The 12,665-nt window shown below is 65.6% G+C and carries 12 protein-coding genes; 7 read left to right on the plus strand and 5 right to left on the minus strand.

From position 1 onward, the window contains the following. The first annotated feature begins 178 nt into the window (after nucleotides 1-178). From ACQPZ2_RS41970 to ACQPZ2_RS41990, 5 genes are read left to right on the plus strand one after another with little or no spacing between them, the layout of a single operon-like run. Nucleotides 179-1,171, plus strand: a complete 993-nt coding sequence (locus ACQPZ2_RS41970; protein WP_433527672.1) for a Zn-ribbon domain-containing OB-fold protein — start codon at nucleotides 179-181, stop codon at nucleotides 1,169-1,171. A gap of 24 nt (nucleotides 1,172-1,195) precedes the next feature. Next, the gene (locus ACQPZ2_RS41975) at nucleotides 1,196-2,272 is read left to right on the plus strand and encodes a thiolase domain-containing protein (protein WP_433527673.1); all 1,077 of its coding nucleotides are present in this window, start codon (nucleotides 1,196-1,198) and stop codon (nucleotides 2,270-2,272) included. After that, complete coding sequence (locus ACQPZ2_RS41980) at nucleotides 2,269-3,438, plus strand: thiolase domain-containing protein (RefSeq protein ID WP_433523400.1); 1,170 nt, start codon at nucleotides 2,269-2,271, stop codon at nucleotides 3,436-3,438. Before ACQPZ2_RS41975 ends, ACQPZ2_RS41980 begins: the two co-directional genes overlap by 4 nt. 8 nt (nucleotides 3,439-3,446) lie before the next feature. Then, nucleotides 3,447-4,337 (plus strand): TIGR03619 family F420-dependent LLM class oxidoreductase, encoded by an 891-nt coding sequence (locus ACQPZ2_RS41985; protein ID WP_433527674.1) that lies wholly within the window; start codon nucleotides 3,447-3,449, stop codon nucleotides 4,335-4,337. Continuing rightward, the gene (locus ACQPZ2_RS41990; protein ID WP_433523401.1) at nucleotides 4,334-4,750 is read left to right on the plus strand and encodes a nuclear transport factor 2 family protein; all 417 of its coding nucleotides are present in this window, start codon (nucleotides 4,334-4,336) and stop codon (nucleotides 4,748-4,750) included. Before ACQPZ2_RS41985 ends, ACQPZ2_RS41990 begins: the two co-directional genes overlap by 4 nt. 137 nt (nucleotides 4,751-4,887) lie before the next feature. On the opposite strand, the gene ACQPZ2_RS41995 is transcribed toward ACQPZ2_RS41990, so the two are convergent. Beyond that, nucleotides 4,888-6,195, minus strand: coding sequence for a cytochrome P450 (locus ACQPZ2_RS41995; RefSeq protein WP_433523402.1), 1,308 nt, complete (start codon nucleotides 6,193-6,195; stop codon nucleotides 4,888-4,890). Nucleotides 6,196-6,293: 98 nt separating this feature from the next. On the opposite strand from ACQPZ2_RS41995, the gene ACQPZ2_RS42000 reads away from it, so the two are divergent. Next, nucleotides 6,294-7,457: a steroid 3-ketoacyl-CoA thiolase gene (locus tag ACQPZ2_RS42000; RefSeq protein ID WP_433523403.1), complete on the plus strand. Its 1,164-nt coding sequence runs from the start codon at nucleotides 6,294-6,296 to the stop codon at nucleotides 7,455-7,457. Between the two features lie 361 nt (nucleotides 7,458-7,818). Beyond that, nucleotides 7,819-8,235 carry a helix-turn-helix domain-containing protein gene (locus ACQPZ2_RS42005; RefSeq protein ID WP_011207048.1) on the plus strand — a complete coding sequence of 139 codons (417 nt, stop codon included), beginning with the start codon at nucleotides 7,819-7,821 and terminating at the stop codon, nucleotides 8,233-8,235. Nucleotides 8,236-8,539: 304 nt separating this feature from the next. Here ACQPZ2_RS42005 and ACQPZ2_RS42010 read toward each other — a convergent pair whose 3' ends face one another. From ACQPZ2_RS42010 to ACQPZ2_RS42025, 4 genes are all read right to left on the minus strand, one after another. Further along, nucleotides 8,540-9,550, minus strand: coding sequence for a hypothetical protein (locus tag ACQPZ2_RS42010; RefSeq protein WP_433523404.1), 1,011 nt, complete (start codon nucleotides 9,548-9,550; stop codon nucleotides 8,540-8,542). Next, a complete protein-coding gene (locus ACQPZ2_RS42015; protein WP_433523405.1) occupies nucleotides 9,547-10,062 on the minus strand; it encodes an ImmA/IrrE family metallo-endopeptidase in 516 nt (171 codons plus the stop codon). The genes ACQPZ2_RS42010 and ACQPZ2_RS42015 overlap by 4 nt, the downstream gene beginning before the upstream one ends. An 11-nt stretch (nucleotides 10,063-10,073) precedes the next feature. Beyond that, on the minus strand, nucleotides 10,074-11,216 hold the full coding sequence (locus ACQPZ2_RS42020) for a hypothetical protein (RefSeq protein ID WP_433523406.1): 1,143 nt from the start codon (nucleotides 11,214-11,216) through the stop codon (nucleotides 10,074-10,076). Between the two features lie 509 nt (nucleotides 11,217-11,725). Further along, nucleotides 11,726-12,637 carry an SDR family oxidoreductase gene (locus ACQPZ2_RS42025; RefSeq protein ID WP_387286473.1) on the minus strand — a complete coding sequence of 304 codons (912 nt, stop codon included), beginning with the start codon at nucleotides 12,635-12,637 and terminating at the stop codon, nucleotides 11,726-11,728. Nucleotides 12,638-12,665: the final 28 nt, after the last annotated feature.

Genomic DNA, 12,665 nt, shown 5'->3' on the forward strand with positions numbered 1-12,665 from the left:
AGCCAACTTCTTGCCAGCAGAATAAGAACCTGTTCTACTCGATTTCGTGGCTGAAGAAAATACTGCGTCGCGGAGCGACTCCGTGAGGGGTGGTGGTCGGGCGACGGGTGGGCATACCGCATCCGGGACAATCGCGGATGAGAGAGGGTCAATGAACACTGCGTCGCGCAGCGACTCGATGCGGGGTGGTGGTCGGGGCTCGGGCGGGCACACTGCCGCGCCCGACGTACTCAGTGCACCCCTTCGGGTGCAATTCGACTACACGCGATCGGTCGGACCGACCATCGGCACCTTCCTGGCCAAGCTGCGCGCCCGCCGGATCGTCGGTGTGCGTGGCTCGGACGGGCGGGTATTGGTGCCGCCGCCGGAATACGATCCGGTCACCTCCGCACCGTTGACCGAATTCGTCGATGTGGCCGATACCGGCACCGTCCAGTCGTGGACCTTCGTGCGCGATCCGCTGCCCGGTCAGCCGTTCGACCGCCCGTTCGCCTGGGCACTGATCAAGCTCGACGGCGCGGACACCACGCTGCTGCACGCCGTCGATGTTTCCACACCCGAGGACATCCACACCGGACTCCGCGTGGTCGCACGCTGGGCCGACGAGACCATCGGCAGCATCAAGGACATCGCCTGCTTCGAGCCGGGCGAGACGTCCACCGCACCGGCGGAATCCAGCGCGGACGGCGAGCCGATCGAGGTACTCATCACCCCGGTCGACCTGCAGTACATGCACAGCGCGTCGCCGCAGGAGACCATCTACCTGCGCGGTCTGGCCGAGGGCAAGCTGCTCGGCGGGCGCACGGACGCCGCGGGCAAGGTGTACTTCCCGCCGCGCGGCGCCAATCCGACCGACGGCAGGCCTACCGACGAAATCGTCGAACTGCCCGACCGCGGCATCGTCACCACCTTCTGCATCGTGAATGTGCCGTTCATGGGCCAGCGGATCAAGCCGCCGTACGTGGCGGCATATGTGCTGCTCGACGGCGCGGATATCCCGGTGCTGCACCTGGTGCTCGGATGCGACGCGAGCGAGGTGCGGATGGGCATGCGGGTGGAGGCGGTGTGGAAACCGCGCGAGGAGTGGGGGTTCGGGCTCAGCAATGTGGACCACTTCCGACCCACCGGCGAGCCGGATGCCGACTACGAGACCTATAAGCACCATCTCTGAGAGGCCACGTTGACGAACAACGCTCTGCCTACCCACCCCGCCGTCTCCGCACGCTCCGACGGCTACCATCCCCCTTGCGACATCGCGGTTGTGGGCTTCGCTCACGCACCGCATGTGCCGGAGACCTTCGGCACCACCAATGGTGTCGAGATGCTGGTGCCCATCTTCCAGCAGCTCTACGCCCGACTCGGCATTACCAAGTCCGATATCGACTTCTGGTGCTCGGGTTCCTCGGATTACCTTGCCGGCCGCGCTTTCTCGTTCATCTCGGCGGTCGATGCCATCGGCGCGGTGCCGCCCATCAACGAATCGCACGTCGAAATGGACGCCGCGTGGGCGCTCTACGAGGCATTCGTGAAACTCCGTTCCGGCCAGGCGCAGACGGCGCTGGTGTACGGGTTCGGCAAGTCCTCGGCGGGTACGCTGCGCCAGGTTCTGACCATGCAGCTCGATCCGTATCTGGTCACTCCGCTGTGGCCGGACGCACTGTCCATCGCGGGTCTGCAGGCGCAGGCCGGACTGGATGCGGGACGCTGGACCGAGCGCGATATGGCGGCGGTGGCCGCCGGTGATTCCGGCGATATCGAAACTCTGCTCGCCACACCGTATGTCGCCGATCCGCTGCGCGCGCACGATGTCGCACCGGTCACCGACGGCGCGGCCGCCATTGTGCTCGCGGTCGGCGACCGGGCGCGCGAACTGTGCGAACGCCCGGCCTGGATCACCGGCATGGCGCATCGGGTGGACACCCCCAATCTCGGCGCCCGCGATCTGACCGTCTCTCCATCGACTTCGGCGGCGGCACAATCGGTTACCGGCGGCGATACCAGCGGCTTCGATATCGCCGAACTGCATGCGCAGTTCAGCCATCAGCAGCTGATTCTCGCCGAGGCCATCGGCCTGCGGTCCGAGACCAAGGTGAATCCGTCGGGCGGCGCACTCGCCGCCAATCCGATGTTCTCGGCGGGTCTCGAGCGCATCGGCTTCGCGGCCGAGGCGATTATCGCGGGCACCGCGAATCGCGCGCTCGCCCATGCCAGCAGCGGTCCTGCCCTGCAACAGAACTTGGTAGCCGTTTTGGATTCGGAGGCGAGCCGATGAGTTTCCCTGCTGCGGTGCTCGGCACCGGACAAACCCATCACGTGACGAAACGAACCGATGTGTCCATGGCGGGCATGTGCCGCGAGGCGATCGATCGTGCGCTCGTCGACGCCGGACTCACCATCGCCGATATCGATGCGGTGGTGGTCGGTAAGGCGCCGGACTTCTTCGAGGGCGTCATGATGCCCGAGCTGTATCTGGCGGATGCGTTGGGCGCCACCGGAAGACCGCTGCTGCGCGTGCACACCGCCGGATCCGTCGGCGGCTCCACCGGTATCGTCGCCGCCAATCTGGTGCAGGCCGGGGTGCACAAGCGCGTACTCGCGATCGCCTGGGAGAAGCAGTCGGAATCGAATGCCATGTGGGCGTTGTCGTTTCCGGTGCCGTTCACCATGCCGGTCGGCGCGGGTGCGGGCGGCTACTTCGCACCGCACGTGCGTTCCTACATCCGTCGCTCGAATGCGCCGGGCCATATCGGCGCGATGGTGGCGGTGAAGGATCGCCGCAACGGCGCGAAGAATCCGCTGGCACATCTGCACCAGCCGGATATCACGCTGGAGAAGGTGCTCTCCTCCCAAATGCTGTGGGATCCCATCCGATTCGACGAGACCTGCCCGTCCTCGGACGGTGCGTGCGCCGTGGTGATCGGTGACGAGGATGCCGCGAAGGCCGTCGAGGCCACCGGCAAGAAGGTCGCGTGGGTGCACGGCACCGCCATGCGCACCGAGCCGACCACCTTCGCCGGACGCGATCAGGTCAATCCACAGGCCGGACAGGATGCGGCGGCCGCACTGTGGCAGGCCGCCGGAATCACCGACCCGCTCAACGAAATCGATGTCGCCGAGATCTACGTGCCGTTCTCCTGGTTCGAGCCGATGTGGCTGGAGAACCTGGGCTTCGTCCCGCAGGGCGACGGCTGGAAGCTCACCGATAAGGGCGAGACCGAGATCGGCGGCACCCTGCCGGTCAATCCGTCCGGCGGCGTGCTCTCCTCCAATCCGATCGGTGCCTCGGGGCTCATCCGATTCGCCGAGGCCGCCAAGCAGGTCATGGGCCGGGCCGGGGACTACCAGGTCGCGAATGCCAAGAAGGCACTCGGACACGCGTATGGCGGTGGGTCGCAGTACTTCTCGATGTGGGTGGTCGGCTCGGAGCAGCCGAACTGATGATCCCGCTGAAGTTCACCGTCGGTATCGCGCTGAGTCCGCTGGACCAGCTGCCGGAGTTGGCGAAAACCGCTGAGGAGTGCGGGTTTTCGTCGATCGCACTACCGGATTCGCTGTTCTATATGAAGTCGGCGGCCGCGAAGTATCCCTACACCGCCGACGGCAGCCGCTTCTGGGGCCCGGAGACACCATGGGTCGACCCGCTCATCGGTGCGACCGCTATGGCGGCGGTGACCAGCCGGATTCGCTTCTACACCAACGTGCTCAAGCTCGGCTCGCGCAATCCGCTGCTGCTTGCGCGCCAGGTGGGCTCGGTCGCCAACCTGTCCGGTGACCGGTTCGGGTTCGGTGTCGGAATCGGCTGGGCACCTGAGGAATTCGAATGGTGCGGCGTACCCTACGCCGACCGTGGCGCACGGGTCGACGAGATGATCGAGGTGATCAAGCTGGTACTCGACGGCGGCATGGTCGAGTACCACGGGAAGTTCTTCGACTTCGAGCCGCTGCAGATCAGCCCGGCGCCGAGCGAGCCGGTGCCGTTCTACATCGGCGGCCACACCGCGCCCGCGCTGCGCCGGGCGGCCAAGGTCGGCGACGGCTGGACCTCGGCGATGATGACCTACGACGAACTGTGCGTCACCATCGGCAGGCTCGGCTCCCTGCGCACCGAATTCGGCAGGGAGAGTGCACCTTTCGAAATCCAGGCGGTGTGCATCGACAAGTTCGGGCGCTCCGGATATCAAGATCTGGCCGATGCCGGGGTGACCGATGCGATCGTGGTCCCGTGGCTGGCCGACGGCATCGGCTTCGACGGTGAGCTGGCGGCGAAGCAGGATTCGCTGCGCCGCTTCGCCGCGAAGAATATCGAGGACCCCATCGTCGCGAAGGCACGCGTATGAGTACTTCCGAACATCCAGCAAGGACCGCCGGACTCGCCTCGCAGGCCGCGGTGCGGGCCAGGGACAAGCAGGCGTGGGTCGATCTGTTCGCAACCGACGGCATTGTCGAAGACCCCATCGGCCCTTCGGGTTTCGATCCGGAGGGCAAGGGTCATCGCGGTAAGGAGGCCATCGCGGCCTTCTGGGATATGGCGATCGCGAAGACCGATTCGATCGAGTTCCTGTTCGGGGACTCCTTCGCCTGCGGTAACGAGATCGCCTTCACCGGTCTGATCCGCACCAAGATGGGCGGACACCAGATCGATGCCGTGGGCGTGTTCACCTACAAGGTCGACGGATCAGGCAAAATCGCCGCGCTGCGGGCCTTCTGGGAGGTCGACCGCGCAATGGCTACGGCCAAGCCGATCACCTGAGCGCGCTGCCCCTCCCCTCGGGGGCAGCACAACAAGGGCCCTCGCACCGGCTATTGGGCAAACCGGTGCGGGGGCCCTTATCTGTTACCGAGGGCCGGGGACCCAGGCTGCCGACACAAGCCTGGATCCCCGGCGATTCAGTGCGCGACCGGGCAGCCCGAGGCTTTGTAGTCGACCTGGAATTCCTTGACCCCGTTGAGCCAGCCGGAACGCAGCCGCTTGGGGTCACCGAGCTTGGTGATATCGGGCATGGCGTCGGCAATGGCATTGAAGATCAGATCGACCTCCATCCGCGCCAGATTCGCGCCGATGCAGAAGTGCGCGCCGGTACCGCCGAAGGACAAGTGCTGGTTGTCCTTTCGCATGATGTCGAATTTCTCCGGGTTCTCGAAGACCTCTTCGTCGAAGTTGGCCGAGCGGTAGAGCATGACCACCCGCTGGCCCTTCTTGATCTGCACGCCACCGAGTTCGGTGTCCTCCAGCGCGGTCCGCTGGAACGAGGTGACCGGGGTGGCCCAGCGAATGATCTCGTCGGCGGCGGTGGCCGGACGCTCCTTCTTGAACAGCTCCCACTGGTCCGGATGCTCCAGGAAGGCCGCCATGCCGTGCGTGATCGCATTGCGGGTGGTCTCATTGCCCGCGACGGCCAGCATGATCACGAAGAAGCCGAACTCCTCCGGCGTCAGCTCATCGCCGTCGACATCCGCCTCGATCAGCTTGGTCACGATATCGTCGGCCGGGCATTCCTTACGCGCCGCGGCCATTTGGTACGCGTAGCCGAGCACCTCGGCGGATGCGGCGACCGGATCGGCCGTGCTTTCCGGATCGTCGTAGCCGGTCATATCGTTGGACCAGGTGAAGACCTTCCTGCGGTCCTCCTGCGGGATGCCGATCAGCTCGGCGATCGCCTGCAGCGGCAGTTCGGAGGCAACCTGGGTGACGAAATCGCCGGTGCCGTTCTCCACCGCCTCCTTCACGATGGCCTCGGCCCTGGTCTCGAGTTCGGCCTTCAGGCCGTTGATCACGCGCGGGGTGAAGCCGCGGGAGATGATCTTGCGGAGCTTGGTGTGCTGGGGCGCATCCATGTTCAACAGGACGAAGCGCTGCAATTCGATCTGCTCGCGAGTGATGTCGTCGTTGAAGCGCGGGATCGCGGTGTTCTCGAAGGTGGAGAACACATCGCTGCGGCGCGAGACCTCCTTGACGTCGGCATGCTTGCTCACCACCCAGAAGCCTTCGTCATGGAAACCGCCGATCTCAGGGGGCTGCGGATTCCACCAGATCGGTGCGGTACGGCGCAGTTCGGCGTACTCCTCGACCGGAACACGCTCGGCATAAATGTCCGGGTCCGTGACATCGAACCCATCCGGCAGGTTCGGCCGGGCATTGCGCTGGTCTACCACCAGATGTCTCCTTCGACAAACTGAAACACGTTCTACAATCATTGAAGCATAGGCTGCATAATGAGGGAAGAACAGGACAGATTCCGCCGTATTGCGCGTAAACACACGTTTCAGTTTCTGTCCCGAAAGAAAGGTTGGACATGGGCACACCCGTCATCGTCGAGGCCGCTCGCACCCCCATCGGCAAGCGCGGCGGCTGGCTCGCCGGTCTGCACGCCGCCGAACTGCTCGGCGTCGCCCAGCGCGGACTGCTCGAGAAGGCGCACCTGGATCCCGCCGCGGTGGAACAGGTCATCGGCGGCTGCGTCACCCAGGCCGGCGAACAGTCCAACAACGTGACCCGCGTGGCCTGGCTGCACGCCGGACTCCCGTGGCAGGTCGGCGCCACTACCATCGACGCGCAGTGCGGATCGGCGCAGCAGGCCAACCACCTGATCGCCGGACTGATCGCGACCGGCGCCATCGATATCGGCATGGCCTGCGGCGTGGAGGCGATGAGCCGAGTTCCCTTGGGCGCCAACGTCGGCGAGAACGCGGGCCCGCGTCGCCCGGCCTCCTGGAATATCGATCTGCCGAATCAATTCGAGGCCGCCGAGCGTATTGCCAAGCGGCGCGGCTTCACTCGCGATGATCTCGATGAACTCGGCGTCCGCTCGCAGCGGTTGGCCGCCCAGGCCTGGGCCGAGGGACGCTTCGATCGCGAGGTGCTCACCGTGACCGCGCCCGGTGTCGACAAGGAAGGCAAGCTCACCGGCGAAAAGCTGGACGTGACAAGGGATCAGGGCCTTCGCGACACCTCGCCCGAGGGCCTGGCCAAGCTGAAGCCGGTACTCGAGGGCGGAATCCACACCGCGGGCACTTCCTCGCAGATCTCCGACGGGGCGGCCGCCGTACTGCTGATGGACGAAAAGGCCGCGCAGCGGGCAGGTTTGCGCCCGCGAGCGCGGATTGTGAGCCAGGTGCTCGTCGGCGCGGAGCCCGAGTTCCATCTCGACGGTCCGGTGCAGGCCTGCACCCGGCTGCTCGAACGCTCCGGAATGAATATCGGCGACATCGACCTTTTCGAGATCAATGAAGCCTTTGCGGCAGTGGCACTTTCATGGGCTTCTGTACACAAACCAGACATGGACCGGGTGAATGTAAACGGTGGCGCCATCGCCCTCGGACATCCCGTCGGTTCAACCGGATCTCGGCTCATCACAACGGCTTTGCACGAACTGGAGCGATCCGGCGGCAGCACCGCGATGGTTCTCATGTGTGCAGGTGGCGCATTGGCGACAGGCACTATCATCGAGCGTTTGTAGCAGTTTCAACCAATTCTGCTCCAAAGTTGAACGTTCATCCCAATGAGCCCAAAACGTGTCGTACGCCACACAAACTCCAGTACAGGCACGTAGATGACCTATCAGCTATCTTTTCGCTATCATAGACCTATCGGGCAAGACCCTCGCGACGGGCCAGAACCGGTTCACACCACCCCTTCTCAAGAGCCGTTGGCGTGACCCGCAAACGCAACCGTCGCAGTGACTTCACCGGAGCGGCACCTAGAAGCTTCAAGGAAATCCTGAATCAGGCGTAGGTTTTCAGTTACTGAGCCGCTAATATCAATGATACGTATCCGAGATAACGACTGTTAGTACAGCGAAGGGAATTGGGCGGCTCACAATGGCTGATTTCGCGGCGCGGCTGAACAAGCTGTTCGAAACCGTGCATCCCCCGGGGCGCAAGCCGCACACCAACGCGGAGGTTGCGGCTGCGCTGACGGCCTCCGGGCATCCGATCTCGAAACCGTACCTCTCGCAGTTGCGGTCGGGACAGCGGACCAACCCGTCGGACGAAACGGTGGCTGCACTGGCCAAGTTCTTCAAGGTCAAGCCGGACTACTTCTTCAACGACATCTATGCCGCCAAGATCGATCACGATCTGGAGTTGCTGTCCCAGCTGCAGGGCTACGGGCTGCGACGGTTGTCGAGTAGGGCGTTCGATTTGTCCGAAGAATCACAGAACCTCCTCACCTCCATGGCGGAGAAATTGCGGGCAAGCGAAGGTCTGCCCGAAATTCCTCCGGACGGTACCGAATAGGTTCTCCCACAGCGCAGTACGGTGCGACCCACAGGGTCGCACCGTACTGCGTCATGGGTATGGATGCTTCGCGACTTGCACTACCCATGAATTATGGGCTTGGCGACAAGTGCAGGGTTGCGATAAAAGCGCGCGCCTGGAGTGACCGCGTTGTGACGAAATCAGTTGTGCGGATACGTCGGTAGACACATGGAATCCGGCAGGCCATCAGAGCCTTGCCGGATTCCTTGCTATGTCAACCGTATTGAATACCCGGAGCGAGTCCTCGGAATGCTTCGGACTGATCGGTTTGGATTGCACACGATCAATTTCGGGCAGCGGCTCCGGCACCCGCTTCGTAGGCGCGCGCGATTGCCTGGATCCAACCGCGAGGACTAATGCCCTCGGGCGGAGCAATCCACCGTGCATCTACTACTACATCACCCAATGGGTTTCGCGCCCACTGCGCAACTCGGTCCGCACGCGCCGATACCAGTGGCGGCGGCGGGCCCGCGGTGACAATTTCGATACCGCCGCCGGATTGCAGATACAGCGCGTCCATGATCTGCGCGACCTGATCGGATGCCTTGAGCTGCGTCGAGGTACCGGTCTGCTCGTGGGCGACCACCTCCGGAAACCGGCCGACCATGATGCGGTGCAGAACCTTGATCTGCCGCAACAGGATTCGCGCACGCACCCACAACTCCACCACGATCCAGACCGCACCGAACGCGATGAGCAGCGCGGCCGCCGCCCAGATCGGCCAGGCCCAGTCCGCTTCACCGGCCCGCGCGGGCGGCGCATCGATATAGGCCCGGCGGACCTGCAGCGCGGCCAGTACCGCGACGACCGTGGTGCCCGCGGCATAGATCGCGATACCACGACCGAGGGCGGTCCAGTCCAGATTGCGCACACCGGTGACAACGACGAATACACAGCCGAGTGCGACAACTATCCAGCCGAAGGTGGTGGACCAGAACAGATTCACCGCCACTACGAGCACACCGACGCCATAGATGACGAAGGCGATCTGGCGCAGATTGCTGCGGGAGACGACCGGCCACGCGGCCGAGGCGACCACCGAGGTCGCGGCCGCGAAGAGGATCCAGGCCGAGGCGACGATGCCGTCGGAGAGCATGCCCGAACGCAGGCCGCGCGGTAGCAGGTTGTCCAGCGCCAGCGCGATTTCCGGAACCGCGACGGTGGCCGCGACCGCGACCGCCGCGACCGCGACCACGATCGCCACTCGGGCGGTCGTCGCGGGCTTCACCAGCACGCGCCCCACACGCGCACCGGCGGCAACCCAGACCAGCATGGCCGTCAACCAGAGGGTCATCCCAGCGCCTCATCGAATCGAAGGACCGAGACGCCTGCGCCCCGGCTGTTGAATACGCGGAGTCGGGTCATCAACATGGCGGCGAAGGTTTCGGCCTCCCATTCGGCGAGTTCGTCCGCGCCGTCGTCGACGACCTCCTGATGCGCCCGCTGACTGAGCATGTAGGCGATCAGATCGTCGCTGGCCTCCAGCGTCACCTCCGGCGCGGGCGCACCCTCGTGATCGAAGACGATATGGCCCAATTCGTGTGCGAGCGTGTGGTCGCGGCTCGGCAGTGCGGTGGCGAGCACGATGACATCGCGGTCCGGATAGAACCGGCGCTGGCCGCAGACACCGGGACCCAGTTCGGCACTGGCGATTTCGATTTCGCGGCGCCGCTCGCTGGCAATGGAGGCGACGACCTCCTCCAGGGTGGTCGCATCGGAATCCGCGGCGACCGCGCATACCGCGTCGACCGCCGCCGCGACCCGGCGGTATGCCCGGAGTCCGCTTTGGATCCTGCTCTCACTCATCGAACGCCCGCTTACGTTCTCGGTCCGAAGAATTCGGCACGAGCGGCATCGATGCGGGCCTGCGCGGCCGACGCGCTCCGGAAACTCACTGCGCCGGAGCCGGTTCCGGCCAGTGCGAGCGCGATCAGGCCGCCGACCACACCCAGTACGTTGGGCTTCGGCAGGCCGTCGTCTGCACTGGTGTGCTGGACATCCGAATTCGGCTCGGCCGATGGCGCGGGAGGCGCGGCAGGCGGTGGTGCCTGCTCAGGAGCGGGCGCGGACGGCGCGGCCACCGGGACCGGCGCGATCTGCGGCGCTGCCGGTGCGGGCGGTGCGGGCGGTGCGGGCGGTGCGGGCGGTGCGGGCGGAACGATGATCGGAGCGGGCGGCACCGCGGGCGCGGGCGGCGTCGGCAGCGGGATCAGGAGCAGCAGCAGTGGCGAGGCAGAGCCGACCGCCGCGGAACCGACGGCGGCCGAACCCACAGCGGCAGAACCGGTTGCGGCCGAACCCACGCCCGCGGAACCGACCGCGGCCGAACCCGTACCTGCTAGTGCGGATCCGGTGCCGACGCCAGCGGAACCGACTGCGGCAGAACCGGTTCCGAGCAAAGCCGATCCGGTTCCGAGCGCGGCCGAACCCGTACCCGCGGCGGCGGAACCGACTGCGGCAGAACCGGTTCCGAGCAAAGCCGATCCGGTTCCGAGCGCGGCCGAACCCGTACCCGCGGCGGCGGAGCCGACAGCGGCGGATCCGGTACCGAGAATGGTGGCAACACCGGCCGAGCCGGTGCCGATGATCGCGCCGACGCCCGCGGAGCCGGTGCCGATGATGGTGCCCACGCCTACCGAGCCACCGCCGAGTAGTGCGCCGAGCAGACCCGTCGCGATTGAACCGGCTGCGGCCGAACCGGCGGCCGAACCGAGACCGGCGGCGGGGTTCACCCCGGCCGCGGCGTCGGTCGGATCGATCGGCGAACTGACACTCGACTGGCCCGGAATCGTCAGCGGCATCCAGACATCGCCGTTCGAATCCGGCGTCGGATTAGTCGGGTCCGCGCACCGCGCACAGGCGCCGCCGGGCTGCGCTTCGGCCGAAACGCCCCCGAGTAGCGCAAAGCCGGCGACAGTCGCGAGTACTGCGACCACACGCGACATGCGACCAACGGCCATGCGCCAGCCTTCCCCTCATCCGAAATAGCGCAGATCTCTTGCCCGGTCGCAACACTTCAGTTCCGGGACTTCAACGAACGGGAGCCCATAGTAAACCTCAGCCCAAATCCGCGCAGTGGCTCGGGCCACGCGGGATATTCGACACGCCGACCGGCCACACGCCGGTTCTCGGTCGACCGCCCAGACCATGTCTTCGGGAGTTCGGCTGTAATCCGGAACACATTTCCGCGCGATCCCCTACGCGCGCTGGACTAAACGGGCAGACCAGTACGTATGTCGATGCTGCGCAGCGGCGAATCGGACTTACCCGCAGCAGAACCCGTGTCGGTCCGATCACCCGGCGATGGCCCACCACGGACGCGTCCGCGCACCCCTACGACCAGACCGCGGATCGAGGGACACGCCGATGCAATCCCCGGTGAGCCGGAGAGGAAAATAGTACGGTCGCACCAATATCCGTTGAGTGAAGCAATCACCCAGCTTTCGGTGCTGCCGGAACTATTCGGCGCTCAGGCGCCGTACACGGCCTCCGGCGGAACGGACTTGGCGATCAGGTCGGCGACCACCGGGCCGAGTTCGGCGGGATTCCAGCGAGCGCCGCGGTCCACGGCGGTGCCGTGCCGCCAGCCATCGGCGAGTGCGACCTTGCCGCCCTCGACCTCGAACATCCGCCCGGTGACAGCCGCGGATTGCGCACTGCCGAGCCAAACCACGATCGGCGAGACATTCTCGGGAGCCATCGCGTCGAAGCCGTCCTCGGGGGCGGCCATGGTCTCGGCGAAGACGGTTTCGGTCATGCGCGTGCGGGCCGAGGGTGCGATGGCATTGACGGTGACGCCGTAGCGCGCGAATTCGGCCGAAGCGGTGAGGGTCAGGCCGGCGATACCCGCCTTGGCGGCACCGTAATTGCTCTGGCCGACACTGCCCTGCAGGCCCGCGCCGGAGCTGGTGTTGATGATGCGGGCATCGACCGGGCGCCCCGCCTTGGACTCACCGCGCCAGTACTCGATCGCATGGCGCATGGTCGCGAAGTGGCCCTTGAGGTGCACCCGGACCACCGCATCCCACTCGTCCTCGCCCAGGTTCACCAACATGCGGTCGCGCACGAAACCGGCATTGTTGACCAGCACATCCAGGCCGCCGAAGGTGTCGACGGCCTGGCGGATGAGATTGCGGGCGCCGTCCCAGTCCGCGACGTCGTCACCATTGGCCACGGCCTCGCCGCCGAGTGCCTTGATCTCGGCGACGACCTGTTCGGCGGGCGTCTCACCGGTCGCCGCGCCGTTCAACGCGGAGCCGAGATCATTGACGACCACACGGGCCCCGGCGGCGGCGAAGGCGAGCGCGTGCGCCCGGCCGATACCGCGGCCGGCGCCGGTGACGATGACAATGCGCCCCGCGCAGATCTGCTCGGTGTCCATACCTGTTGTGTCCTCTTCGTTTTCAGGT

Source organism: Nocardia pseudovaccinii, from assembly GCF_050942345.1.
GTDB lineage: Bacteria > Actinomycetota > Actinomycetes > Mycobacteriales > Mycobacteriaceae > Nocardia > Nocardia pseudovaccinii.

What these genes read in the sequence shown, in the direction of transcription:
- ACQPZ2_RS41970 (WP_433527672.1), top strand. Translation starts at nt 179, where the DNA reads ATGCGGGGTGGTGGTCGGGGCTCGGGCGGGCACACTGCCGCGCCCGAC.
- ACQPZ2_RS41980 (WP_433523400.1), top strand. Translation starts at nt 2,269, where the DNA reads ATGAGTTTCCCTGCTGCGGTGCTCGGCACCGGACAAACCCATCACGTG.
- ACQPZ2_RS41990 (WP_433523401.1), top strand. Translation starts at nt 4,334, where the DNA reads ATGAGTACTTCCGAACATCCAGCAAGGACCGCCGGACTCGCCTCGCAG.
- ACQPZ2_RS41995 (WP_433523402.1), bottom strand. Translation starts at nt 6,195, where the DNA reads ATGATTGTAGAACGTGTTTCAGTTTGTCGAAGGAGACATCTGGTGGTA.
- ACQPZ2_RS42000 (WP_433523403.1), top strand. Translation starts at nt 6,294, where the DNA reads ATGGGCACACCCGTCATCGTCGAGGCCGCTCGCACCCCCATCGGCAAG.
- ACQPZ2_RS42005 (WP_011207048.1), top strand. Translation starts at nt 7,819, where the DNA reads ATGGCTGATTTCGCGGCGCGGCTGAACAAGCTGTTCGAAACCGTGCAT.
- ACQPZ2_RS42010 (WP_433523404.1), bottom strand. Translation starts at nt 9,550, where the DNA reads ATGACCCTCTGGTTGACGGCCATGCTGGTCTGGGTTGCCGCCGGTGCG.
- ACQPZ2_RS42015 (WP_433523405.1), bottom strand. Translation starts at nt 10,062, where the DNA reads ATGAGTGAGAGCAGGATCCAAAGCGGACTCCGGGCATACCGCCGGGTC.
- ACQPZ2_RS42020 (WP_433523406.1), bottom strand. Translation starts at nt 11,216, where the DNA reads ATGGCCGTTGGTCGCATGTCGCGTGTGGTCGCAGTACTCGCGACTGTC.
- ACQPZ2_RS42025 (WP_387286473.1), bottom strand. Translation starts at nt 12,637, where the DNA reads ATGGACACCGAGCAGATCTGCGCGGGGCGCATTGTCATCGTCACCGGC.